The 24619-nt window shown below is 70.2% G+C and carries 23 protein-coding genes; 14 read left to right on the top strand and 9 right to left on the bottom strand.

The window, feature by feature from the left end:
* Positions 1–11: 11 nt before the first annotated feature.
* The 3 genes from ACFYZJ_RS33685 to ACFYZJ_RS33675 form a co-directional block, all read right to left on the bottom strand.
* Complete coding sequence (locus ACFYZJ_RS33685; RefSeq protein WP_388574622.1) at positions 12–1307, bottom strand: DUF2637 domain-containing protein; 1296 nt, start codon at positions 1305–1307, stop codon at positions 12–14.
* Positions 1308–1482: 175 nt separating this feature from the next.
* A complete protein-coding gene (locus ACFYZJ_RS33680; protein ID WP_388574525.1) occupies positions 1483–2430 on the bottom strand; it encodes a DUF3558 family protein in 948 nt (315 codons plus the stop codon).
* Between the two features lie 118 nt (positions 2431–2548).
* Positions 2549–3412, bottom strand: a complete 864-nt coding sequence (locus ACFYZJ_RS33675) for a DUF3558 domain-containing protein (RefSeq protein ID WP_388574522.1) — start codon at positions 3410–3412, stop codon at positions 2549–2551.
* 194 nt (positions 3413–3606) lie between these two features.
* Here ACFYZJ_RS33675 and ACFYZJ_RS33670 point away from each other — a divergent pair, with 194 nt between their 5' ends.
* Positions 3607–4800, top strand: a complete 1194-nt coding sequence (locus ACFYZJ_RS33670) for an RtcB family protein (protein ID WP_388574520.1) — start codon at positions 3607–3609, stop codon at positions 4798–4800.
* Positions 4801–4820: 20 nt separating this feature from the next.
* Here ACFYZJ_RS33670 and ACFYZJ_RS33665 read toward each other — a convergent pair whose 3' ends face one another.
* The 3 genes from ACFYZJ_RS33665 to ACFYZJ_RS33655 all read right to left on the bottom strand — a co-directional run bounded on the left by ACFYZJ_RS33665 (position 4821) and on the right by ACFYZJ_RS33655 (position 6205).
* On the bottom strand, positions 4821–4982 hold the full coding sequence (locus tag ACFYZJ_RS33665; RefSeq protein ID WP_388574517.1) for a hypothetical protein: 162 nt from the start codon (positions 4980–4982) through the stop codon (positions 4821–4823).
* Positions 4982–5758: an SDR family NAD(P)-dependent oxidoreductase gene (locus ACFYZJ_RS33660; RefSeq protein ID WP_388574515.1), complete on the bottom strand. Its 777-nt coding sequence runs from the start codon at positions 5756–5758 to the stop codon at positions 4982–4984. The genes ACFYZJ_RS33665 and ACFYZJ_RS33660 overlap by 1 nt, the downstream gene beginning before the upstream one ends.
* Positions 5759–5869: 111 nt before the next feature.
* Positions 5870–6205, bottom strand: coding sequence for a YnfA family protein (locus ACFYZJ_RS33655; protein WP_388574512.1), 336 nt, complete (start codon positions 6203–6205; stop codon positions 5870–5872).
* A 141-nt stretch (positions 6206–6346) separates the two neighbouring features.
* Here ACFYZJ_RS33655 and ACFYZJ_RS33650 point away from each other — a divergent pair, with 141 nt between their 5' ends.
* Positions 6347–6811 (top strand): hypothetical protein, encoded by a 465-nt coding sequence (locus ACFYZJ_RS33650; protein ID WP_388574509.1) that lies wholly within the window; start codon positions 6347–6349, stop codon positions 6809–6811.
* On the opposite strand, the gene ACFYZJ_RS33645 is transcribed toward ACFYZJ_RS33650, so the two are convergent.
* Positions 6808–7629: a DUF6597 domain-containing transcriptional factor gene (locus ACFYZJ_RS33645; RefSeq protein ID WP_388574506.1), complete on the bottom strand. Its 822-nt coding sequence runs from the start codon at positions 7627–7629 to the stop codon at positions 6808–6810. The two genes, ACFYZJ_RS33650 and ACFYZJ_RS33645, sit on opposite strands and share 4 nt — an antisense overlap.
* Positions 7630–7732: 103 nt before the next feature.
* On the opposite strand from ACFYZJ_RS33645, the gene ACFYZJ_RS33640 reads away from it, so the two are divergent.
* The 4 genes from ACFYZJ_RS33640 to ACFYZJ_RS33625 all read left to right on the top strand — a co-directional run bounded on the left by ACFYZJ_RS33640 (position 7733) and on the right by ACFYZJ_RS33625 (position 12342).
* On the top strand, positions 7733–8866 hold the full coding sequence (locus ACFYZJ_RS33640) for an LLM class flavin-dependent oxidoreductase (protein ID WP_388574504.1): 1134 nt from the start codon (positions 7733–7735) through the stop codon (positions 8864–8866).
* Entirely contained in the window at positions 8863–9618 is a 756-nt protein-coding gene (locus tag ACFYZJ_RS33635) for an FMN reductase (protein WP_388574501.1), read from the top strand. Before ACFYZJ_RS33640 ends, ACFYZJ_RS33635 begins: the two co-directional genes overlap by 4 nt.
* 447 nt (positions 9619–10065) lie before the next feature.
* Positions 10066–10776: a response regulator transcription factor gene (locus tag ACFYZJ_RS33630; protein ID WP_388574498.1), complete on the top strand. Its 711-nt coding sequence runs from the start codon at positions 10066–10068 to the stop codon at positions 10774–10776.
* A gap of 48 nt (positions 10777–10824) precedes the next feature.
* Positions 10825–12342, top strand: a complete 1518-nt coding sequence (locus tag ACFYZJ_RS33625; protein ID WP_388574619.1) for an ATP-binding protein — start codon at positions 10825–10827, stop codon at positions 12340–12342.
* Positions 12343–12346: 4 nt separating this feature from the next.
* Here the strand turns inward: ACFYZJ_RS33625 and ACFYZJ_RS33620 are convergent, their stop codons facing one another.
* The gene (locus ACFYZJ_RS33620) at positions 12347–14302 is read right to left on the bottom strand and encodes an amino acid transporter (RefSeq protein WP_388574495.1); all 1956 of its coding nucleotides are present in this window, start codon (positions 14300–14302) and stop codon (positions 12347–12349) included.
* A 353-nt stretch (positions 14303–14655) separates the two neighbouring features.
* Here ACFYZJ_RS33620 and ACFYZJ_RS33615 point away from each other — a divergent pair, with 353 nt between their 5' ends.
* The 4 genes from ACFYZJ_RS33615 (at position 14656) to ACFYZJ_RS33600 (ending at position 18872) form a co-directional block, all read left to right on the top strand.
* Positions 14656–15129: a hypothetical protein gene (locus ACFYZJ_RS33615; RefSeq protein WP_388574493.1), complete on the top strand. Its 474-nt coding sequence runs from the start codon at positions 14656–14658 to the stop codon at positions 15127–15129.
* 73 nt (positions 15130–15202) lie between these two features.
* Positions 15203–15583 (top strand): DUF952 domain-containing protein, encoded by a 381-nt coding sequence (locus tag ACFYZJ_RS33610; protein WP_388574491.1) that lies wholly within the window; start codon positions 15203–15205, stop codon positions 15581–15583.
* Between the two features lie 150 nt (positions 15584–15733).
* Entirely contained in the window at positions 15734–18445 is a 2712-nt protein-coding gene (locus tag ACFYZJ_RS33605; protein ID WP_388574489.1) for an AAA family ATPase, read from the top strand.
* Between the two features lie 55 nt (positions 18446–18500).
* Positions 18501–18872 carry a 6-pyruvoyl tetrahydropterin synthase family protein gene (locus ACFYZJ_RS33600; RefSeq protein ID WP_388574486.1) on the top strand — a complete coding sequence of 124 codons (372 nt, stop codon included), beginning with the start codon at positions 18501–18503 and terminating at the stop codon, positions 18870–18872.
* Between the two features lie 656 nt (positions 18873–19528).
* Here ACFYZJ_RS33600 and ACFYZJ_RS33595 read toward each other — a convergent pair.
* Entirely contained in the window at positions 19529–20245 is a 717-nt protein-coding gene (locus tag ACFYZJ_RS33595) for a hypothetical protein (protein ID WP_388574483.1), read from the bottom strand.
* A gap of 139 nt (positions 20246–20384) precedes the next feature.
* Here ACFYZJ_RS33595 and hemL point away from each other — a divergent pair, with 139 nt between their 5' ends.
* The 4 genes from hemL to ACFYZJ_RS33575 all read left to right on the top strand — a co-directional run bounded on the left by hemL (position 20385) and on the right by ACFYZJ_RS33575 (position 24619).
* Positions 20385–21704: a glutamate-1-semialdehyde 2,1-aminomutase gene (gene hemL, locus ACFYZJ_RS33590; protein WP_388574481.1), complete on the top strand. Its 1320-nt coding sequence runs from the start codon at positions 20385–20387 to the stop codon at positions 21702–21704.
* The gene (locus ACFYZJ_RS33585) at positions 21701–22390 is read left to right on the top strand and encodes a histidine phosphatase family protein (RefSeq protein ID WP_388574478.1); all 690 of its coding nucleotides are present in this window, start codon (positions 21701–21703) and stop codon (positions 22388–22390) included. The genes hemL and ACFYZJ_RS33585 overlap by 4 nt, the downstream gene beginning before the upstream one ends.
* Positions 22391–22600: 210 nt before the next feature.
* Positions 22601–23917, top strand: coding sequence for a hypothetical protein (locus ACFYZJ_RS33580; protein WP_388574475.1), 1317 nt, complete (start codon positions 22601–22603; stop codon positions 23915–23917).
* 66 nt (positions 23918–23983) lie between these two features.
* Positions 23984–24619, top strand: coding sequence for a TlpA family protein disulfide reductase (locus ACFYZJ_RS33575; protein WP_388574473.1), 636 nt, complete (start codon positions 23984–23986; stop codon positions 24617–24619).

The following is a 24619-nucleotide window of genomic DNA, read 5'->3' as shown; positions in this document are numbered from 1 at the left end:
CCACTCCCGCTCTATGCGATGTGGTCCTCTTCCAGTTCCGCGTTGAAGCGGTTCGTGAAGCGGTTGACCATGCGGTCGGCCTCACGGGCGGGGAGAGTGGTGCCGTAGGTCGCCTCCACCGCGTCGGCGAACTGGTGCGGGGTGGGAAAGCTGCCGTCTATCGACTTGCGGAAGACCTGGTAGTAGTCCTCCTCGGTCGGCTCCGGCTGGGGGGTGCCGCCGCCCTCGCCGAGTTCCCGGGTGCGGTTCGGGCCGACGGGGATGGGGAAGCTGCCGGTGTCCTCGGGGGAGGGCTGCGGGGGCCCCTGCGGGCCGGACTGCTGGAAGCCCTGCGGGACGGGCGCCTGGAACTTCTGCGGGACGGTCTGCTCGAACTGCTCCGCGTGCTGCTCCTCGTACCAGTCGTCGTACGGGGGCTCCGGCTCGTACGTCGGGTCGTAGTCGCCGTGGTAGTCCACCTGGCGTGGGGCCTGGAACCAGGGGCTCTGGTCGTCCGGCTCCTCGTATCCCGGATACCCGGGGTCGCCCTCGAGCTGGGGGCGCTGCCCGCCGAGCGGTGCGGCCGGCTGCGGGGCCGGTGCCGCCCCGGCACCACGACTGCCCGCAGCGGCGCTCAGCTGCGGCGCCGAGGGTATCAGCGCCGGTTCGATGCCCGCCGCCGCCAGGCCCGCCGACGCCGTCTCCGCCAGCGGGACGCCGTACCTCGCCAGCCTCAGCGGCATCAGCGACTCCACCGGGGCCTTACGACGCCACGCCCGGCCGAAGCGGGAGCGCAGGCGCGCCTGGTAGACGAGACGTTCCTGCTCCAGCTTGATCACCTGGTCGTACGACCGCAGCTCCCACAGCTTCATCCGCCGCCACAGCAGAAACGTCGGGACCGGCGAGAGGAGCCAGCGGGTCAGACGGACGCCCTCCATGTGCTTGTCCGCCGTGATGTCCGCGATCCGGCCGATCGCATGCCGGGCCGCCTCGACCGCGACCACGAACAGCACCGGGATCACCGCGTGCATGCCCACACCCAGCGGGTCCGGCCACGCCGCCGCACCGTTGAACGCGATCGTCGCCGCCGTCAGCAGCCACGCCGTCTGACGCAGCAGCGGGAAGGGGATGCGGATCCACGTCAGGAGCAGGTCCAGAGCCAGCAGCACACAGATGCCCGCGTCGATGCCGACCGGGAACACGTAACTGAAGTTCCCGAAGCCCTTCTTGATGGCCAGCTCACGAACGGCCGCGTACGAGCCCGCGAAGCCGATCCCGGCGATGATGACAGCACCGGTGACGACCACACCGATGAGAACCCGGTGCATCCGTGTCAACTGCAGTGGCGCGGCCACCTGTACTCCCCTCCCAGTGCCTGTTGTTGCGCGCAACAGGGTGGCACACGCGTGCGGTGAACGGGTGGCCGGTATGGGGAGACCCCACACACGCACCGGACCGGCCCCCGCGACCGCCCTGCGCGCCAAGCGTTCCGCGGCGGCCGGCTCAGCTCTTCGGCGAGGCGGACGCCGACGGGGACCCGCTCTTCCCGGGGCTCGCCGACGCGGACGACGACGCCGACGCGGACTTCGACGGCGAGGCGCTCTTCGACGCCCCCTGCGACGGAGACCCGCCCCCCGCCTTTCCGCCGTCGCCGTTCGCCGCCGACACCGCGGACACCACCTCCTTGACGGCGTTCTCCGCCGCCTTGGTCAGGTCGTCCGCGTTCGGCGTCTTGTCGCCGGCCAGGCCCGCGCCGTTGTAGTCGACGGTGACCACGACGTTCTCCACGCGCGCCACCACCGTCTGCTGCTTGAAGTCGCCTTCCTTCTTGTTCAGGTCGTACGCCACGGCCGTCGCCGCGTCGCCCGCCCCGGAAACCGGAACCGCCTTCGTGTTCTTCGCTCCCTCGACCGCCTTGGCGTCCTGCACCTGCTGGTCGTAGTACTGCTGCGCCAGCTTGTTGCCGTCACCACGCGTGGCGTCCGACTCGAAGCGCAGCAGGGAGACGTTCAGCCAGCGGAACTGGGAGCCCTTGACGCCGTTGTTCTGCAGACTGCTCCACGAGCAGCTGGACCGCGTCTTCGCGTCGTCCGTCGAGCCCGCCTTGCCGGACTTCACACCCTGCGGGACCAGGTCGCCCAGGGTCTTCTGCGACAGCACCGAGCACGGCTGGGGCAGCGTCGCGTACGCGGCGGCCTGCACCGCGTTCGCCGACGCGCTCTTCGACGGCTGCGCGCTCGACTCCTGCGCCTGCGGCTTCGCGTCACCGCCCGAGCCCGAACCGGAGGAGCCCGAGGAACAACCGGCGGCGACGAGCACCACCGGGACGGCCGCCGCGCAGACGAGGAGGCGGCTCACGCGCGAACCCCGCCGGCCCGGCCGGCGCTCGCCCTGATCGCTGTGATCGTTCTGGTCTCGCTGTGCAGGTCGGTGCATGGTTCCTTCACTCATGACGCTTGTGACGCTCGTGGTCGTGCGGTCGGAACGGTTCCGAGGGGCCACGGTACGCGGTGGGGACGCATGCGGGGTGAGGTTCGGTTCCCTCGCGGGGGCGGTGCGAGGGCGTCCGTCAGCCGAGCGAGCCGGCCAGCTGTCCGGCCAGTTTCCTGGCCTTGTCCTGCATGTCCTTGCTGCTCGGGGTGGTTCCGGGGGTGGTCGGCTGCTCGTCGTACTCGATGGTCACGATCACGTTGGACGTGCGGAACACCACAGTCACGGTCCGCTGCTGGGCGGTGCTCAGCTGGTCGTCGATGAACGCCTCGTCGCCGAGGTCGTCGAGTGTGCGGGGCTGCAGATCGGCCGGGGTTCCGGTGACGGAGGGACTGCCGGAGGGGGATCCGGAGGCCGATGCGGAGGGCTTGGAACTGCCACTGGCGCCGGCGGCGGACGGGGACGCGGAGGAACCGGAGCCGGAACCACCACCCGGGCTCGAACTGGAACCCGAGCTGGAGCTGGAGCCAGAACTGGCACCGGCCCCGGCACCGGGCTCGGGAAGATGCGCGGCCAGTTCCTTGGTGACGTAGACCTGGTGGGCGGCGTCGTCGTCGGAGACCGTGTTGTCGTACGACACCACCCGCTCGAAGTCGACGAACAGATGGTCCGTGGCGTCGGGGGACTCCGCCTTCCAACGGCAGCCCGAGCGACGGTCGTTGTTGTAGGTGAGGGCGGCCTCGCCCTGGTACGCCTTGTCGCGCTGCTCCTGGTCCGCTATCTGCTTCAGGCCCGGCAGGAGCGAGTCGAGGGTGTCATGGCCGACCGCACCGCAGGCGTCGGCGAGGGTGCGGTACTTGCCCGGCTGCGGCGCGGCGGCGCTCGTGGTGGAACCGGCCTTGGGGTCCGTGGCCCGGCCACCACTGCCGGAACCGCCGGTGCAGGCGGCCAACAGGGCCGCGAGGAGCACGGCGGCGCCCGGTACGTACGCCTTCCGCTGCACGGTGAGGCTCCTCTCGACGGTGTTCCGCGGGGTGGGGCCGCTGGTTATTCGGTTGCCGCACGGGGCGGACCCCTGGAGACAATGTGTATCGCACGCACTGCCGTGGACGCCGGTCCGTTGTCCTTTACGTCGACCTTGGCGCCGGTTTTTGCGTTTACAGACTTCTGTTGTGATTCCGGGGGATTGAGGACGATATGTCGTACGTAGAGGTGCCGGGGGCGAAGGTCCCGATCCGCATGTGGACGGATCCGGCGACGGTCGAGGACGCCGCGATGCAGCAGCTGCGGAACGTGTCGACGCTGCCGTGGATCGAGGGCCTGGCGGTCATGCCGGACGTCCACTACGGCAAGGGCGCGACGGTCGGCTCGGTGATCGCGATGCGGGACGCGGTGTGCCCGGCGGCGGTGGGGGTGGACATCGGCTGCGGGATGTCGGCCGTGAAGACGTCACTGACGGCGAACGACCTGCCGGGGGATCTGTCGCGACTGCGCTCGAAGATCGAGCAGGCGATTCCGGTGGGGCGGGGGATGCATGACGACCCGGTGGATCCGGGGCGACTGCACGGGTTCGCCACCTCGGGGTGGGGGGAGTTCTGGGGGCGGTTCGGTGGGGTGGCCGAGGCGGTGAGGTTCCGTGAGGAGCGGGCCCTCAAGCAGATGGGAACGCTTGGATCCGGGAACCATTTTGTCGAGGTGTGCACAGATACAGACGGTTCCGTCTGGCTGATGCTCCACTCCGGCTCCCGCAACATCGGCAAGGAACTCGCCGAGCACCACATCGGCGTGGCCCAGAAACTCCCGCACAACCAGGGCCTGGTCGACCGTGACCTCGCCGTCTTCGTGGCGGACACCCCGCAGATGGCGGCCTACCGCAACGACCTGTTCTGGGCGCAGGAGTACGCCAAGTACAACCGCACGATCATGATGGCGCTCCTGAAGGACGTGATCCGCAAGGAGTTCAAGAAGGCGAAGCCGACGTTCGAGCCGGAGATCTCCTGCCACCACAACTATGTGGCCGAGGAGCGGTACGAGGGCATGGACCTGCTCGTCACCCGCAAGGGCGCGATCCGTGCCGGCCACGGCGAGTACGGGATCATCCCGGGCTCGATGGGCACGGGTTCGTACATCGTGCAGGGCCTCGGCAACGAGCTCGCCTTCAATTCCGCTTCCCACGGCGCCGGTCGGCGCATGAGCCGCAATGCGGCCAAGCGCCGGTTCACGGCGAAGGACCTGGAGGACCAGACGCGGGGCGTCGAGTGCCGCAAGGACTCCGGCGTCGTGGACGAGATCCCGGGTGCCTACAAGCCCATCGAGAAGGTCATCGAGCAGCAGAGCGACCTCGTGGAGGTCGTGGCCAAGCTGAAGCAGGTCGTCTGCGTGAAGGGCTGAGGCAGGGGCCCTTGGGTTCTTTACTTGGCGTGCCGCACGGCGTAGATCATCACGAACGCCACGAGGTGGATGCCGAAGAGGAAGTACGCCAGGTAGTACCAGACGTAGCGTTCGCGTTTCTTCTCCAGGGCGAGGCGCTGCTGTTCCGCCGTGCGGTCGGGGTCGGCGTCGGGGTCGGGCATCACAGATCCCGGTGGACCTTGGTGTTCGAGGCCTGAGCGCGGGGGCGGACCACCAGGAGGTCGATGTTGACGTGGCTGGGGCGGGTGACCGCCCAGGTGATCGTGTCGGCCACGTCGTCCGCCGTCAGGGGCTCGGCGACGCCCTCGTAGACCTTCGCGGCCTTCTCCTGGTCGCCGCCGAAGCGGGTCAGCGAGAACTCGTCCGTCTTCACCATGCCGGGCGCGATCTCGATCACGCGGACCGGGGTGCCCACGATCTCCAGACGCAGGGTCTCGGCGAGGACGTGCTCGGCGTGCTTGGCCGCGACGTAGCCGGCGCCGCCCTCGTAGGTGGCGTGGCCGGCGGTGGAGGAGACGACGACCACCGTGCCGTCGCCGCTCGCCGTCAGGGCGGGGAGCAGGGCCTGGGTGACATTGAGGGTGCCGAGGACGTTCGTCTCGTACATCCGGCGCCAGTCCTCGGGGTCGCCGGTCGCCACCGGGTCGGCGCCGAGCGCGCCGCCCGCGTTGTTCACGAGGACGCCGATCGTCTTGAAGGCCGTGGCGAACTCGTCGACCGCCGCGCGGTCGGTGACGTCGAGCGCGTACGCCGTCGCCGAGTGGCCGGCCTTCGTCAGCTCCTCGGCGAGCGCCTCGATGCGGTCCTTGCGGCGGGCGGTGAGGACGACGCGGTAGCCGGCGGCCGCGAGCTGACGGGCCGTCGCGGCGCCGATTCCGCTGCTCGCGCCCGTGACGACGGCGATGCGGGAAGCGGCGGAGGGTGCTGCGGCGGTCATGGGCGACTCCTCGACGGTCGTGCGGCAGTTGCTCGTTCACGCGGGCGTACGAGCGTCTTGGACCCAGGATAGGTGGCGGGGCACGCGCCCGGCGGGGCGCCCGAAGCGTGGTCAGTGGCCCCGCGGCGCCCACATGATCACGGCCATTCCGGCGAGACAGATCAGCGCACCGGTCACGTCCCAGCGGTCGGGGCGGTAGCCGTCCGCCACCATGCCCCACGCCAGTGAACCGGCCACGAAGACACCGCCGTACGCCGCCAGGACGCGGCCGAAGTGGGCGTCCGGCTGGAAGGTGGCGACGAAGCCGTAGACGCCGAGGGCCATCACGCCCGCGCCGATCCACAGCCATCCGCGGTGTTCGCGCACGCCCTGCCAGACGAGCCAGGCGCCGCCGATCTCGAACAGCGCTGCGAGGAGGAACAGGGCGGCGGAGCGAAGGATCAGCATGCGGCCACCTTCGCACGCCGTTTCCCGTGGGCCCGGCGATCCCTTCGGCTTCCTCGCCTCACCTGCCCGGCGGCGCCTGTCCTGTCGTCGGCGTGGCATACATGCGGTGATGTGCGGGGGCCGACGCGGAGGAAGTGACGTATGCGGAAGCGGATCGCAGGTGTGCTGGGCACGGCCCTGGCGGTGGGTGCCGCCGTGCCCGCCGTGGCGGCGGTGACAGGGCCCAGGATCGCCCTCGCCTCTCACGGGTATGTGTCCCTGAGCGGCGGCCGGGCCGACGTACGCCTCACCCCGCGCAACGACGGCTGGGCCGCCGTCGCCGGTGCGACCGTACGGCTGCACTTCTCGCGAGCCCTGGACGGCGCGCAGCAGTTGCCTCAGGGCTGTGCGGTGGCCGATCCGAGCACGGTGTGGTGCGGGACGGGTCCGCTCCCGGGGGGCGGTGTGGGCCGGGAGATCCGGCTGCGGGTGGGCCTTGAGGGGGCACCGGCCGAGGTGCGGCTGGAGGTCGACACCCTGCGCGACGGCGACGCCGCCGACCGGGACCCCGCCGGCGACCGGCAGCACGTGCTCGCTCTGGAGACGGGGGACGAGTACGCCTTCTAGGGAGCCGGAGGGGGCGGAGGGGACTGACGGGGGCTGTGCCGGCCGTAGGCCGTGGGAGGTACCCCCACCGTCGCCGTGAAGTCCCTCACCAGGTGGGCCTGGTCCGCGTAGCCCAGGTCGGCCGCCAGGCCCGCCCAGTCCACCGCGCTCTCGGTCTCCGCGCGTTCCAGGGCCTCGTGGATGCGGTAGCGCAGGATCACCCACTTCGGGCCCACGCCCACGTACGCGGCGAACAGGCGCTGCATGACCCGTACGGACATGCCCTGCGACCGGGCGAAGTCGGTGACGCGGCGGATCGTGCGGTCCGTGCGGATGCGGTCGACCAGAGCCATGGCGAGGTCGGCCTGGGGGTCGGGGCGGGGGGCGAGGTTCAGGAGGAAGGTGTCCAGGGCGGCGACGCGGGCGTCCTCGTCGTCGGGGGCGAGGACGGCGTCCACGTCGGCTTCCGGGAGCGGGATCCGCTTGCCCGTCCACTGTGACACCGGCCGGTCGGGGAAGAAGGGGCGGAAGCCGCCCGGGCGGAACTGGATGCCGCAGACCCGGCCCTTTCCCTCCAGTTTCTGGGTGAAGAGCTCCAGACCGATGCCGGCGATCTCGGCGCAGGGCTCCCTGTCCTCGTACTGCTGGAAGACGATGTTCACGGACGGGTGCGGCACCACGTGTGAGGCGTACGGCCGGGTCAGGTCCCAGTCGATCAGCCAGTAGTGCTCCAGGTACGGCCGCAGGGGTGCGGCCGGTTCGCGGCGGCGGAAGTCCACGCGTGCGAAGAGCTCCGCCGCGTCGACGATGCCTCGGGTGTCACGGCGTGGGGCGGCCATGTCCGGATCGTACGGGGGGCCACTGACAGTGCAGGAATAGAGAGAGGGGTGGACCCGTTTGGGGGTGTAGTTGAATCGTAAACAACCTGGAGGGTGAGCGACCATGCAGTTCGGGATCTTCAGCGTCGGCGATGTCACGCCGGACCCGACGACGGGCCGGACGCCGACCGAGCGTGAGCGGATCAAGGCCATGGTCGCCATCGCGCTGAAGGCGGAGGAGGTGGGCCTCGACGTCTTCGCGATGGGTGAGCACCACAACCCGCCGTTCGTGCCGTCGTCCCCGACCACGATGCTCGGCTACATCGCCGCGCGCACCGAGAAGCTGATCCTCTCCACGTCCACCACCCTGATCACCACCAACGACCCGGTGAAGATCGCCGAGGACTACGCGATGCTCCAGCACCTCGCGGACGGCCGGGTGGACCTGATGATGGGGCGCGGCAACACCGGGCCGGTGTATCCGTGGTTCGGCCAGGACATCCGGCAGGGCATCAACCTCGCCATCGAGAACTACGCGCTGCTGCGCCGGCTGTGGCGCGAGGACGTGGTGAACTGGGAGGGCAAGTTCCGCACACCGCTGCAGGGCTTCACCTCCACGCCGCGCCCGCTGGACGGCGTACCGCCGTTCGTCTGGCACGGCTCCATCCGCTCCCCGGAGATCGCCGAGCAGGCGGCCTTCTACGGCGACGGGTTCTTCCACAACAACATCTTCTGGCCCGCCGACCACACCAAGCGCATGGTCGAGTTCTACCGGGAGCGCTTCGCCCACTACGGGCACGGCACGCCCGAGCAGGCGATCGTGGGTCTGGGCGGCCAGGTGTTCATGCGCCGCAACTCGCAGGACGCGGTGCGCGAGTTCCGCCCGTACTTCGACAACGCGCCCGTCTACGGGCACGGGCCGTCCCTCGAGGACTTCACGGCCGAGACGCCGCTGACCGTCGGCTCGCCGCAACAGGTGATCGAGCGGACGCTGTCCTTCCGCGAGTACGCCGGGGACTACCAGCGGCAGCTGTTCCTGATGGACCACGCGGGACTGCCGCTGAAGACCGTGCTGGAGCAGCTCGACATGCTCGGCGAGGAGGTCGTGCCGGTGCTGCGGAAGGAGTTCGCGAAGGACCGGCCGGCCGGGGTGCCGGAGGCGCCGACGCACGCCTCGCTGCTGGCCGCCGAGGAGGCCGGCAAGAGCGCGGAGGAGAGCGCGGAGAAGTCCGCCGCGGAAGGGGTGAGCACCGTATGAAGCTCGTCGTCGTCTCGGCGGGGCTGAGCGTGCCGTCGTCCACGCGGCTGCTCGCGGACCGGCTGGCCGCCGCGGTGGAGGACAGGGCGCCGGTGTCGGTGCGGGTCGTGGAGTTGCGGGACCTCGCCGTGGAGATCGCGCACAACTTCACGAACGGTTTTCCGGGCCGGGCGCTGGCCGCCGCACTCGAGGCCGTGACGGAGGCGGACGGGCTGATCGTCGTCACGCCGGTGTTCTCGGCGTCGTACAGCGGGCTGTTCAAGTCCTTCTTCGACGTGCTGGACAAGGACGCGCTGGTGGGCAAGCCGGTCCTGATCGCCGCGACCGGCGGCTCCGCCCGCCACTCCCTGGTCCTGGACCACGCGCTGCGTCCGCTCTTCTCCTACCTGCGCGCGGTGGTCGCCCCGACGGGCGTCTACGCGGCGTCGGAGGACTGGGGCGCGGAGGGCCTGCCGGAACGGATCGAACGGGCGGCGGGGGAGCTGGCCGGGCTGATGGGCGCGGGGTCCCCCGGCGAGGGGCTGTACGGGACGGTCCCCACCCCTTCCGCACCTGAGCCGCGCGGCTCCTTCGCCGAGACCACCGGGTCCGTGGCGGAGCCTGCCGGTGCCCACCGGGGACCGGCCGCAGCGGAGAGCGCGGCCGGGGCGGACGGCGAGGGGGCGCCTGCTCGGGACGGCCGCGGTGCGACCGTCTCGCACGGCTTCCGGGTGGTCCCCTTCGAGGAGCAGCTGGCCGCCCTGCGCGGCTGAGAGAAACGGGCGGGCCGGACGGTACCCGGCGGGGCCCTGGGCGTGGGTGAGGGTGGGCCGCCGCCGTCGTGCCGTACCGGCCCACCCGTGCGCGTCGGCCGGTCTCCGGACCGGGGGGATCCGGGACCGGTCGGGCGGACCGTCACCCGGCCACGCCCTGGGATGGCGGGCCGGGTGGGCTCGGGGACGCGGCGGAACCGGGAGCTCGGCGCGTGGTGCCCGGTGACGGGCCCCCGTCGGTCGACGCCCGCAGCCGCTGTGTCGCGGCCCGCCTCGACGGCCCTCCGCGTCCCCTCCCGCAAGGGGCGCGCGGCGGCGTGACATGGCCGACACGCTGGCCCGACCAGGTAAGTCACCGCGTTCCGGGCGGTGAGAGGCGGGTAAGAAGCCCCCTCGCCGCTCCACCCACCCGCTGGTGCACCTCCGTGACCTTGGCAGACTGGGGGCGTGACCCAGACAGTGCTGCTCGCTGAGGACGACCGCGCCATCCGCCATGCCCTGGAACGTGCACTGACACTGGAGGGTTACCAGGTGACCGCCGTGGCCGACGGGGTGGAGGCCCTCGCCCAGGCCCACCGCAGCCGCCCCGACGTGCTCGTCCTCGATGTGATGATGCCCGGCATCGACGGCCTCCAGGTGTGCCGCGTGCTGCGCGCCGAGGGCGACCGCACGCCCATCCTGATGCTCACCGCACTCGTCGAGACCGCCGACCGCATCGCCGGCCTGGACGCGGGCGCCGACGACTACGTCGTCAAGCCGTTCGACATCGAGGAGGTCTTCGCCCGGCTCCGGGCCCTGCTGCGCCGCACCAACGGCGGCTCCTTCGAGGCCCCCAGGGAAGAGGACAAGACCCCCACCGGCCAGGTGTCCGTCGCCGGGCTCCGCATGGACGTGCAGGCTCGGCGGGCCTGGCGCGGCGAGCGCGAGCTGGAACTCACCCGCACCGAGTTCGACCTGCTGGAACTGCTCGCCCGCAACGCCGGCATCGTCCTCGACCACGCCACCATCTATGACCGCATCTGGGGTTACGACTTCGGCCCCGGATCCAAGAACCTCGCCGTCTACGTGGGCTATCTGCGGCGCAAGCTCGACGAGCCGGGCGCACCGGCGCTCATCCACACGGTACGCGGCGTGGGGTACGTCCTGAGGGAGGACTAGGTGCCTCCACCAGCCCGTTCCGGCGCCGACGCGGACGTCGGGTTCTGGATGCGCCTGTGGCACCGGCTGCCACCCGGGCTGCGCCGTCGGCTGCGGCTGCGGGCCCGGCTGCGCAAGGTGTCCTCGCTGCGGACGACCTTCACCCTGTCGTTCGCGGCCGTCGCCGCCGGTGTCACCGTCCTGGTCGGCTTCCTGAGCTACGACGCCGCCGCCCGCCTGGTGCGCGTGGACCAGCAGACCGTGTTCGCCCAGGTCGTGGCTGACCTGCGGGACCAGGTCAGCCAGAAGCAGCTGATGCCGGACGACTTCGCCATCTCCGACAAGGACCACGACACCCCGCGGGACGACATCATCCGGCCCGCTCGCACGGTCGTGCAGGTGCTCGGTCCCGGCGGCACGGTCGTCGACCACTCCAACCCGCCGCTGCCCGTGGGCGCCGACGACCGCAAGATCGCCGAGAGCGCCAAGGCCGCCAAGCTGGTGGAGCACAAGAACGTCGACGTCGGCGGTGACGTCTACCGGGTCGCGACCGTCGCGCTCGGGCGCGGCCAGGGCGGGGTGCAGGTCGCCCAGGAGCTCAGCTCCACCGAGGACCTGCTCCGCAGCCTCCAGCAGCGCACGGCCCTGTTGATGGGGGCGGTCGTGATAGCGGCCGGCCTGTTCGGCTGGTGGCTGGCCCGGCGGATCACCCGGCGGCTGGTCGTCCTGGCCGGTGCCGCCGAGGACGTGGCGCGCACCCGGCGGCTCGGCATCCAGGTGCCGGTCACCGGGAACGACGAGGTGGGCCGCCTGGGCCGCTCCTTCGACCGCATGCTCGGGCGCCTCGCCCAGTCGGAGGAGGACCAGCGGCGCCTGGTGCAGGACGCGGGCCACGAGCTGCGCACGCCGCTCACCTCGCTGCGGACCAACATCTCCCTGCTGCGCCGGATAGACGAGCTGCCTGCCGCCGCCCGCGAGGAGCTGGTCGCCGACCTCGCCGAGGAGTCCCGTGAGCTGACCGACCTGGTGAACGAGCTGGTCGCGCTCGCGGCCGGGCAGTCGGACACGGAGCCGGTGCAGCGGCTGACGCTGGCCGATGTCGCGGAGGACGCGGCGACGATCGCCCGGCGGCGTACGGGGCGCGAGATCGTCGTCCGGTCCAGTGGCGACACGACGGTCGACGGCCGTACCACGGCGTTGCAGCGGGCGGTGTCGAACCTGCTGGAGAACGCGGCGAAGTTCGACCGCGACGCCAAGGCGCCGATCGAGATCGTCGTGACCGGTCCGGAGCATCCGCTCCAGCTGGAGGACTCGGACGAGCCGGAGAGCGGGGCGCCGCTGGGGATCGTACGGGTGGAGGTGCTGGACCGGGGGCCCGGGATCGAGGAGGCGGATCTCATGCGGATCTTCGACCGGTTCTACCGGGCCGCGGACGCGCGGAGTCTGCCCGGGTCGGGACTGGGACTCTCGATCGTGCGGGAGGTCGCCACCTCGCACGGGGGTGCGCCGTTCGCGTACCGGCGCGTGGGCGGCGGTGCGGTCATCGGGTTCACGGTGGGCGGGCGAACCAGGGCCGGGGACGACTGAGGGGTCACCCGACGTGCACGCGTGGCCGGCGCGCGCGGTTCGGCTCCGCCTCCCGCAGGACCTCCCGGGTGACCGGCGCCACCTCGCCCTGGCCGAAGAGGAAGAAGCGCAGGAAGTTGGCGAACGGGTTGCCCTCGGTCCACTCGAAGTAGATGTGCGGGATGCAGCCGGTGCTCTCCCGGACGTGCAGCAGCAGGGCCGCGAGGGCGTTGGGGATCGAGGACGACTCCAGGGTGAGCACCCGGTAGCGGTCGTGCAGGACCTCGCCGCGGACCGTCATGCTCGACTCGAACTCCGAGGGGTCGCCGACGGTCACCTCCACGAAGACGAAGTCCTCCTGCAGCGGGAGGTCGTTGTCGTTGCGGATCTGCTCGATCTTCCCCCGGTACTCCTCGAAGTCCCGGTTGTCCGGCTCGTTGGCGATGAAGCGGATACGACGGCTGGCGATGTCCCTCACGAAGCGTTCCGCCATGTCGTCGAGCGTCACGCTGGTCACGCGCAGTTCGAAGGAGCGGGCGAGCCGGGACAGCAGTGAGACGAGGATGATCCCGGCGATGAAGCAGGCGCCGATCTTCACACCGTCCGGCCGTTCGAGGACGTTCACGACCGTCGTGTACAGGAAGACCGCGGAGATCGCCGAGAAGACGACCACCAGACGGCGCTGGCGGGCCTTGTGGGCGGCGATGGTCACCGCGATCGCGGCGGAGCTGATCAGCACCAGGACGCCGGTGGCATAGGCGCCGCCCTGGGCGTCGACGTTGGCGTCGAAGATCCAGGTGACCAGGAAGGCGATCAGCGTGAAGACGATGACCATGGGGCGCACCGCGCGGGCCCAGTGCGGGGCCATGCCGTAGCGGGGCAGGTAGCGGGGCATCAGGTTGAGCAGCCCGGCCATGGCGGAGGCGCCCGCGAACCACAGGATCGCGATCGTGGAGATGTCGTAGACCGAGCCGAAGCCGGCCCCCAGGTACTGGTGCGCCAGGTACGCCAGCGCCCGCCCGTTGGCCGGGCCGCCCGGCTTGAACGCGGGTGCCGGGATCAGCAGCGTCGTGATGAAGCTCGTGGTGATCAGGAAGACGCTCATGATGAAGGCGGCCGTGGTCAGCAGCTTCTTGGTGTCGCGAATCCGGCCGGTGGGCTTCTCCTCGGTGTCGCCGGGGTCGCCCTGGACGTGCGGCATGACGGCGACGCCGGTCTCGAAGCCGGACAGGCCGAGCGCCAGCTTCGGGAAGACGATCAGCGCCACCCCGACCATGACGAACGCGCTGCTGTACTGGGTGGTCAGTGCGCCCGTCCAGTCGACCACCAGGTGCTCGGCGGTCAGGACGTGCCACAGGCCCACGACCACCACGACGGCGTTCAGCGCCAGGTACACGCCGACGAGGGCGACCGCGACGCCGATCGCCTCCAGGAAGCCCTTGAGGAAGACGGCACCGAGGAGGGCGATCAGCAGCATGGTGATCAGCATCTGGTGGCCGTGCAGGGCGCCGGTGAGGTGGGGGTTCTCGATCAGGTGGGTGGAGGCGTCGGCGGCGGAGAGGGTGATGGTGATCAGGAAGTCGGTGGCGGCGAAGCCGAGCAGGGTGAGGACGAACAGCTTGCCCTGCCAGAAGGAGAGCAGGCGTTCCAGCATGGCGATGGAGCCTTGGCCGTGCGGGCTCTCCTCGGCGACGCGGCGGTAGACGGGCAGGGCGCCGGCCAGGGTGACGGCGACCAGGACGACGGTGGCGACGGGGGAGAGCAGTCCGGCGGCGAGGGCGGCGATGCCGGGCTGGTAGCCGAGGGTGGAGAAGTAGTCGACACCGGTCAGGCACATCACCCGCCACCAGCGCCGGCCCTTGTGCGGGGGTTCGGGCTGGGCGTGCGGACCCTGCGGGACGTCCGCCCTGCCCATGTCGGACAGCCCCTGCAGCATCCACGCCCGCAACCGGCTCGGGCGAGCGTGCTCCGTGGCGGCCATCGGCGTGCACTCCTGCGCTACGGCTCTACGAACGGCCCCGGCCGTATAGGCAATACGGAACATATGGCATATATGGCACATATATCCCATACCCAGCCATGAAGGGGACCGCGCTACCAGCGTAGGCAGAGGGAGGGACGAGGGCCTGCGCACGGCGGAAGGTAAGAAATAACTCGCCAAGGTGACCCGATCCACCTGGTCTGATCACGAGAGGTAACCGGTTTGGGGGCTTGGGCGTTACTGCAATGCGGTGACATCCGGGTCGCAGCGGGGTCGGTTACATGGAAGCCTCAGGAGTGCGCGCGCTGGGGGAGTCCGTCAGTGGGGGAACTGTCGAAGCACAGGAGACAAACGTGAAATCCTCACTTCGCACCCGCTCCACCCGTGGCCTTGCCGCCGGTGCGCTCTCCGTCGCGCTGCTGACGTCCGCGGCGGCCACCGCGTTCGCCGCGGACCCGGTCGCACCCGACCCGGCGGCCAGCATGTCGACGAAGGCGCCGAGCCCCACGGCGACGAAGTCGAGCAAGCCCACCCACAAGCCGGCCGTGACCGCGGCCTCGATCACCATCCGCGCCAACAGGACCGAGGTGAAGTCCGGTCAGTCGGTGACGTTCACGGGCCAGACCAACGGCCTGAAGGCCGGCGACCGGCTCGACCTCCAGCGCTTCGACGGCAAGAAGTGGGTCACCGTGAAGACCGCCACGGTCAAGAAGGGCAGCAAGGCCACCTACACCCTGGTCATCAAGCTGACCGGGATGGGCAAGGAGATGCTGCGTGTGGTCCACGGGAAGACGATGTCGCGGACGGTGACCATCACCGTGAAGTGACGCCGTGAGGAAGCGGGGACGTCCCGACCGGGGCGTCCCCGCCTCCGCGCGCGTGCCGTTGTTCAATCGGGTCATGATCTACCACGTCGTACCGCTCACCGACTGGAACGCGGCTCCCGACCGCCCGTACGCCCCCGCCTCCCTCGCGGAGGACGGTTTCGTCCACTGCTCTCCCGACGAGGAGACGACGCTGGCCGTCGTCAACGCGTTCTACCGCGGCGCGCCGAGGCCGTTGCTGGCGCTGCTCCTCGACGAGAACCGGCTCACCGCGCGGTGCGAGTGGGAGCAGGCCGTCCCCACGCCGCCGCCCGGCGTGGCCGAGGGCACCTTGTTCCCCCATGTGTTCGGCCCGGTCGACCGCGACGCCGTCACGCGGATCCTGGAGGTCGAGTGGGACGAGGAGGGCCGGGCGACGGGGCTGAGGGACGTGGGCCGAGCGGGTCGGCGGACGTAGGAGCGCCGTCACAGGCCCGGGGGCCACCGTATGAGGGCCGTCAACGGGTGAGTTGAGCGCGGGAACTTGGCTGAGCCGAGTCGGAGACGCCTCTCACATGATCTACCGTGGGCAGCAAATACCGCTGTGCATACGGAAGTTCCGTGACGGATGACCGAGACGGGGGCTGTGGTGCGGACCGGGTTTGTCGACCGCGTGGAACACATGGACGAGCTGCGCGCGCTGATGGCGGACGTGACCGAGGGGCGCGGTGGCCGGGCGCTCGTGGTCGACGGCACCTCGGGCATGGGCAAGTCGGCGCTGCTGCGGGCGTTCGAGGCGGAGGTCGCCACCTCTCACGGGCCGGGTGCCTGTCGTGTCGTATCCGTGCGGTGTCAGCCGTCGATCGGGTCGGGGCTGCACTACGGAGCGATTGTCGAACTGCTCCTGCGGCTGGCCCAGGATCAGGAGGTCAAGCAGCCGGGCATCTTCCGTCGGCTGCTGAGTTTCACCGGTCAGGGCGTCGTCCGCTCGGCCCCGGAGGTCCTCTCCGCGATCGTGCCCGGCCTGGGGGCGCTGTTCACCCTGGGCAAGGAGGTCGCGGAAGCGTCCCTCGCTTCCGGCTCGATGCCGTTCGACAGCCTGCTGCCTTTCCAGCAGGGAGCTGCCGCACAGATCGTGGACGCTCTGCTGGATCTCGTGCGGCAGGGGCCGCCCACGGTCGTGCTCATCGACGACATCCAATACGGCGATCCCAGCAGCCTGCTGGTTCTCGACCGGTTGCTGCTGCGGCTGCCCGGCGAACCGCTCGGTCTGGTGCTCAGCCACAGCACGGACGCGGCCTACGTCGATGGGCCGGCATCCACGGTCGAGGACCTTCTGCACGACTGGGCGAAGGAAGGACTCCTGCGGCGGCGGATGTTGCAGGGCCTGCCACGGGACGCGGTCGCCGAGTTGGTGCGCTCCCGGCACCCGGAGGCTCCGCCGGCTCTGTCGGAGCAGCTGAGTCGGCTGACCGCCGGCCACGCCGTCTTCGTCACCCTCTGCCTGGAAGAGTGGCGTCCGGACTACGGACCTGTCGTCGAACTGCCCAGCAGTCTGTCGCGCGTGGTGGAAGACCGTCTGCGGCTGCTCACCGAGCCGGACCGCGAACTGCTCATGATCGGATCGACTCAGGGCGAGACGTTCCTGTCACGCACGGTTGCCGAGGTCAAGGGAGCACCGCACGACGAAGTGATGGAGCGGTTGCGGCTCATCGCCACACAGCACCGGCTGATCCTGCCGACAGAGCCTCCCGGGTGGGCGCGGTGGGAGGCGTCCGACTGCTACCGGTTCGAGCACGGCGCGCTGTGGGGCGTGGTGTACGACCGGCAGACCCCTCAGCAGATGCGGTCCCGGCACGCCCGTATCGCGGCGGCGCTCACGTCCGGGCCGCTGGACGGTATGCCGCTGGAGCGCCGACTGGAGATCGCCCGCCATCTTCGCTGCGGCGGCCCCGAGTGCTCGCTCGCCTCGGCCGAGGTGCATTACGGGCTGGCCCGGGACGCCGCGATGGAGGGGTTGTCCTTCGCCGAGGCGGAGCGGCACTGCGAAGAAGTGATCAAAGCAGTCCGGGACCTGCCGGAGCACGATGAAAGCCGGGACCGGTGGCTCATCCAGGCCGTGGAACTGCTGCTGTCCCTGACCGAGGTGCGCTGGCGCGGCCAGCACCAGCCGGCCGGCGGCCCGGACATCGACGCCCTGGCCGCCGAGGCCGAAGCAGCGGCCAGGCGCTGTGGCACCCCGGAACTGGCGATCCGCACGACGCTCCTGCGCGGCAAGACCCTGCTGGCGACCCAGGGCCTGGTGCCGTCCCTGGACAAGCTCCGCTCGGCCGTCGAGTTGGCCGAGCAGCACGGCGATCCCGTCCCGCTCTTCGTGGCGCGGGTCGAATACGGACGGCAGGTGTCCAAGCGACGGCTGGCCGACGGCCTGGCCCAGCTGTGGGAGGCCGAGCGCCTGTACGCCTCCGACCCGCGCCTCGGCGGCACCGGTGACCCGGTGCTCCAGCACGCGCGCAACCTGGGGGAGATGCAGCTCGGCATCACCCTCTACGACAGCGGGCACCTCAGCGAGGCGCTGACCCGGCTGAGCCGCTGTGTCCAGCGGCTGCGCGACGAGCCGCTCAAGGCCGAGCTGCCCATGGCGCTCAACTACCTGGCACAGGTGCACACGGGCCTCGGCGGGTACCAGGATGCCGAGGAGGTCCTGCGGGAGGCTCTCGACTTCGAGGCCGGCCGCGGAGGTGACAGCGGCTGGCACGCCTACAACGGGGCGCTGCTCGCCCACCTCCTTGTTCAGCGGCCGGAAGGGCGTGACCAGGCCCTGGAACTCATCGCCGACGCATGGGCGGAGACAGAGCGGACCTGGCTGGCCAACCTCGTTCCCATCGTCCGCAACCTGTACGCCGAGATCCTGCTGATCGCCGCTGACGGTTCCGGGGAACTCCTCGACCAGGCCGACCGGCTGGCGGTCGCCACCTGCGTCGAGACCCAGCGCAGTGGCATGGTCCGCAGCGAGATCGCCGCCCACTCCCTGCGCAGCCGCATCCTGCTGCGACAAGGCGACACAGTCGCGGCCCAGGACCAGGCCCGCCAGGCTGTCCGCATCCTGGACGAGGTCGGGGACATGCCCGCCCTTCGTACGGAGGAGGTGCTGTACCACTCCGCCGTGGTGCTGGCCGCCGGGGGCGTACGGGAGGAGGCGCACGCGCTCCTTGAGCGGGCCCGGAGCGAGGTTGCCCGCAAGGCGGACCTGGTCACCGACGATGCGCTGCGCGACCGCTTCCTCACACGGGTCCCCCTCAACGAGGCCATCCGTCAGAGGGAAGGGGTCGACCAGTGACCAGGCCGGGCGGTCGGCGAGGTGCCTTGACAGCGGCTGGCAGACTGGAGCCGTCATGCTGACGATCACCAAGGAGTTCCACTTCTCGGCCAGCCACGTGCTCGACCGGCTGCCGAGCTGGCACTCCTGCGCCCGCATGCACGGCCACAACTATGTCGTTGTGCTGGAGCTTTCGGCCCACCGTGACGACCTCACCGACGCGGGATTCGTCCGTGACTACCGTGAGCTCGACGCCTTCAAGAAATGGTTGGATGAGACGCTCGACCATCGTCACTTGAATGAGGCGATGGGGGGGGGAATCTCCCCATCAGCGGAGAACTTGGCTGCATGGATCTTCGACCTCTGGATCGAACGGTATCCCGAGTTGACGGCGGTCAAGGTCTCGGAGACACCCAAGACGTGGGCTGAATACCGCCCGTCGCGGTGAACGGCTACGGCTACGACCACGGCCTGCGGCTGGGTCATCCGGCCGGTGCGGCCCATGCCTCGTGGCTGGCGTGGCCGGGCTTGGTGGGGTCCCCGGCCGCGGCGATCAGGGCCGTCGATGCACCGACCCGGTGCTCCCCGCCACGGCTGCTCATGGTCGACGCCACTACACCACGAGCGCCGCGCCTGCGCGGGTCGGTGGGGCTTACACGCTCTTCGAAGCCGAGAGCGCGACCGACCTCGCAAGCCTTCCTGAGTACGGAACGACCCCGGATCGACGCCCAGACCGCCCGGGTCCTGCGCGCCCTGGGCTCCGGCGCCACCGACGAGGCCGCCGCCCGGGAACTCGGCGTGTCGCTGCGCACCTACTGCCGCAGGGTTGCGGAACTGCTTGTCGTCCTCAATGCGGGCTCGCGATTCCAGGGAGTACGCGCGGGAACTTGGCCAGGCCAACGCGTGGCTTTCCCGAGTCATGGTCACCGCCGCCTGTGGCGAGTGTCCGACCGCCGCGATTGTAGACGTGGCGACGGGAGCACGAATGCCTGGGCCGCGCTCCATTTGTGCCGCACGGCCTCGTGCCCTGGGCGCCTGACGCTCCTTCCGACACACGACGAGGGCGGGGTCCGAACCCCCGCCCAACCGACACGAAACCTCAGCTCACGGCCACACCAAGCAGTACGGCTGATGCCCCGCCTCATGCAACCGATGCGAGAAGTCCTGCCACTCGTGCAGCAACTGGTACACGTTGAACGCGTCCCGCGGCCCGCCCCGGTCCGGCACCGTCGACCAGATGAAGGCCGCGGCGCCCACCTGTTCCTCGCCTATGCCGCGCAGGGGGTCCACGACCGTCATGGGGAGTTTGACGACCGCGTAGTCGGGGTGCAGGACCACCAGTTCCAGCGGGGGCACCTTGTGCAGCGGTACGCCCTCGATGCCCGTGAGGACCATCGCAGCCATCGTCTCCGGCTTGATCTTGGTGAACATGCCGCCCATGCCGAGCTCGTCGCCGCCGAGCTCCTCGGGACGCATCGAGATCGGGACGCGGGCTGCCGTGGCGCCGTCCGGCGCGCCGAAGTACTTGTACGTCACCCCCACCCGACCACCATTCCCGCTTCCTGCCCCGAGCCGATCCCGCCTACGGTTCACATGGTCCATGCCATCCATACGCGTCAGGCGGTCGATCCGCTCAGGTCCACCAGGGCCACCAGATCCGCCGGGGCCGCCGAGTCCACCGGGCCCGGCAGGTGCACCCTGCGAACCCTGAGTCTGCCGTGTCTCGCTCGTTTCCTCCGCGTCGCGCCGGTGCCTTCCCCGCCGGGCACGCCGAGGACCCAGGTCATCGGTCCCCTCGCCCAGTCCGCCACCGCGATGCATATCTCCACCCGACTGCTTTTCTAGGACGCGTGGCCCCCGCCGCGCAACCCGATCATCGTGTCAGTGACCTCCCCCACGGCCGCCCGCCGAAACGTGCGTTCAACCACCTGTCCGCGGGATCTTCGAGGCCTCTGACACCATGGCTAGTGTGAGCTATCCGTACGAAGCCCCAGTTTCGCAGACTCTTTTCGAGCGCGCGGCGGCCGTCACGCCCGGCGGCGTGAACTCTCCGGTGCGCGCCTTCCGCGCCGTGGGCGGTACGCCCCGGTTCATGGTGTCCGGTCATGGTCCGTATCTGACGGACGCCGATGGGCGCGAATATGTCGATCTTGTTTGTTCGTGGGGGCCCGTGATCCTCGGGCACTCCCACCCGGACGTGATCGCCGCCGTCCAGGAGGCCGTCGCCCGCGGTACGTCCTTCGGTACGCCGGGTGAGGGCGAGGTCGCTCTCGCCGAGGAGATCGTCGCCCGGGTCGCGCCCGTCGAGCAGGTCCGGCTCGTCTCCAGCGGCACCGAGGCCACCATGTCCGCCATCCGGCTCGCCCGCGGGTTCACCCAGCGGTCGAAGGTGATCAAGTTCGCCGGTTGTTATCACGGGCACGTCGACTCGCTGCTGGCCGCGGCGGGGAGCGGGGTGGCCACCTTCGCGCTGCCCGACACCCCCGGTGTCACCGGCGCCCAGGCCGGCGACACCATCGTCCTGCCGTACAACGACCTCGACGCGGTCCGCGCCGCCTTCGCCGCGCACCCCGGCGAGATCGCCTGTGTGATCACCGAGGCGTCCCCCGGGAACATGGGGGTCGTCCCGCCGCTGCCGGGCTTCAACCAGGGGCTCAAGGATCTGTGCCGGGACAACGGCGCCCTTTACATCTCCGACGAGGTCATGACCGGGTTCCGCACCAGCAGGGCGGGCTGGTACGGCATCGACGGGGTCGAGCCCGACCTGATGACCTTCGGCAAGGTCATGGGGGGCGGTTTCCCCGCCGCCGCGTTCGGTGGCCGGGCGGACGTCATGGCGCACCTCGCCCCCGCCGGGCCCGTCTACCAGGCCGGTACGCTCTCCGGGAACCCGGTCGCCACCGCCGCCGGCCTCGCCCAGCTGCGGCTGCTCGACGACGCCGCCTACGAGAAGGTGAACGCGGTCGCCGACGAGGTTCGTACGCTCGTCACGGAGGCCCTCGGCAAGGAGGGCGTGGCCCACCAGGTGCAGAGCGCCTCCAACATGTTCTCCGTGTTCTTCACCGACCGGCCGGTGCGCAACTACGAGGACGCCAAGGCGCAGGAGTCCTTCCGCTTCACCGCCTTCTTCCACTCCCTCCTCTCCCAGGGCGTCTACCTGCCGCCCTCCTCGTTCGAGTCCTGGTTCGTCTCCACCGCGCACGACGAGCGGGCCATCCAGCGGATCGCCGACGCCCTTCCGGCGGCGGCCCGGGCAGCAGCGGAGGCAACCGCGGCATGAGTGACATCACCGTCGTCCACCTGATGCGGCACGGCGAGGTCGCCAACCCGGACGGGATCCTGTACGGGAGACTCCCCGGATACCACCTCTCCGAGCTCGGCCGGCAGATGGCCGAGCGGGTCGCCGAGCACCTGGCCTCCCGGGACATCACCCATGTCGTCTCCTCCCCGCTGGAGCGGGCGCAGGAGACGGCCACCCCGATCGCCAAGGCGCACGGTCTCGACCTCGCGACCGACGAGCGGCTCATCGAGGCCGAGAACGTGTTCCAGGGCAAGACCTTCGGGGTCGGTGACGGGGCGCTCAGGCGGCCCGAGAACTGGAAGCACCTGGTCAACCCGTTCAAGCCGTCCTGGGGCGAGCCGTACGTGGAGCAGGTCGTGCGGATGATGGCGGCGCTGAACGCCGCCAAGGACGCCGCGCGCGGGCACGAGGCCGTGTGCGTGAGCCACCAGCTGCCGATCTGGATCGTGCGCAGCTTCGTGGAGCGGCGGCGGCTGTGGCACGACCCGCGCAAGCGGCAGTGCACGCTCGCCTCCCTCACCACGTTCACGTACCAGGGCGACAAGATCGTGTCGGTGGGCTACACCGAGCCGGCTCGCGACCTGGTGCCGCCGCATCTGCGCGCGGGCGCCAAGCCGGCGAAGGGGAAGTCCGCCCCGGGGAACGGCAAGGCGTTCGGGGCCTGAGAGCGGGCGCCGGCAGCGGAGGTGGGCCAACTCTCCATGTCCTACGGTTTACGGCTCGGCGTACGCTTCGTCACAACCCGTATCCAGTCCTGGCATCAGGCAGTATCTTCGTAAAATCCGCTACAGGTATGCGGTTTCAGCGGAACCGGCCTCTCCATCGCGCCCTCTCACTGTGCGACCACTGAGAGGGCGCTATGAGATGGGGACGGAATGCGGGAGTTCAGCCGACGGGGACTGATAGGACTCGGCGCGGGTGCGGCGGCAGCGATGGGACTCGCCGCGTGCGGTACCCAGCACGACGGTGCGGGCCCCGCCAACGGTTCCGGCAAGGGGGGATCCGACGGCTCCGGCGATTCCAGCAGCCCCACGGCCACCGCGCGCCTGCTGGGTGACGGCTCCACCGCCGACACGGGCAAGCAGCCGAACCAGCCGGACAAGCCGGTGCCGCTGGAGCCGGGCCAGACCCCTCCGCAGTTCGTGATCTTCTCCTGGGACGGCGCCGGTGAGGTCGGCAACGGCCTCTTCCCGCGCTTCCTGGACCTCGCCAAGGACCATGGCGCGCACATGACCTTCTTCCTCTCCGGGCTGTACCTGCTGCCGGAGTCGAAGAAGCGCCTCTACGACCCGCCGAACAACGTGCGCGGTGCCTCGGACATCGGCTACTTCAGCGACGAGCACATCAAGGCGACGCTGACCAACGTGCGCCGCGCCTGGCTGGAAGGCCACGAGATCGGGACCCACTTCAACGGCCACTTCTGCGGGGAGAAGCATGGCTCGGTCAAGTGGTGGACGCCCAAGCAGTGGCGCAGCGAGATCGACCAGGCCAAGGCCTTCGTCAAGCAGTGGAAGACCAACACCGGCTGGCACGACCTGCCGCCCCTGCCGTTCGACTACGACAGGGAGCTCGTCGGCGGCCGTACGCCCTGTCTGCTCGGCCAGGACAACCTGCTGCCCACCGCCCGGGAGCTGGGCTGGCGATACGACGCCTCCTCGCCCGGCGGCATCCAGGTGTGGCCGAGGAAGCGACACGGGCTCTGGGACCTGCCGCTGCAGCAGGTGCCCTTCCCGGGGCGCAAGTTCGAGGTGCTGTCGATGGACTACAACATGATGGCCAACCAGTCGCTGAACTCCACCAAGGCGCCCGCCTACAACTACCCAGCCTGGCGCCAGCAGTCCGCCGGGGCCTACATAGCCGGATTCCAGCGGGCATATGAGACAAACCGGGCACCGTTCTTCATAGGCAACCATTTCGAGCACTGGAACGGCGGCATCTACATGGACTCCGTCGAGGAGGCCTTCAAGCACATCGCGCGCGAGAAGGAGAGGGGCGCCGACGTGCGCATGGTCTCCTTCCGGCAGTTCGTCGACTGGCTCGACGTCCAGAAGCCCGAGGTGCTCGCCAAGCTGCGCACGCTCGGGGTGGGGCAGCAGCCGACCGGCGGCTGGAAGGCGTTCCTCTCCGAAACCTCCGGCACCGGCAGGAAGACCTCGGGCACCACCACGGGCAGCTCCTCGAACCCCGCCTGAAATGCGGGTTTCCGCCCACAAGGGGGGTGGGCAAGATCCCCGGAACGGACATGCGAAACTTTTCACATGAGTGCCGCCTGCCGCGCCCCCCAGCGCCTGAACCGCACCCGTAGCCGCAGCCGCCGACGCGCCGTCCTGGCCACCGCCGGGGCCGCCGTCGCGGCGCTCGCCCTGTCCGCCTGCGGATCCGGCGGCACCTCCGGGGGTTCGGGCAACACCAACTTCATCCTCGGCAAGGACGGCATCGCGACCGTCGAGAAGGGTCGGCGGGCCGGTGCCCCCGACCTGTCCGGCACCACCATCGACGGCAAGAAGCTGGACGTCGCCGACTACAAGGGCAAGGTCGTCGTCATCAACGTCTGGGGCTCCTGGTGCCCGCCCTGCCGCGCCGAGGCGCCCAACTTCGTCAAGGTCGCCAAGGACACCGCGAGCAAGGGCGTCCAGTTCGTCGGCATCAACACCCGCGACACCAGCACCGGCCCGGCCCGCGCCTTCGAGCAGCAGTACGGGGTCCCGTACCCGAGCCTGTACGACCCGACCGGCAAGCTGATGCTCCGCTTCAAGAAGGGCACGCTCAACCCGCAGGCGATCCCGTCCACGCTGATCATCGACCGGGACGGGAAGATCGCCGCGCGCACGCTGCAGGCCCTCACCGAGGACAAGCTGCGCGAGATGCTCGACCCGGTCGTCGCGGAGAAGTGA

It is taken from the genome of Streptomyces sp. NPDC001848, from assembly GCF_042891915.1.
In the GTDB taxonomy this organism is placed as follows: Bacteria; Actinomycetota; Actinomycetes; order Streptomycetales; family Streptomycetaceae; genus Streptomyces.
Note: the sequence above shows the minus strand (reverse complement) of the source record. Positions and strands in the feature narration are given on the sequence as shown.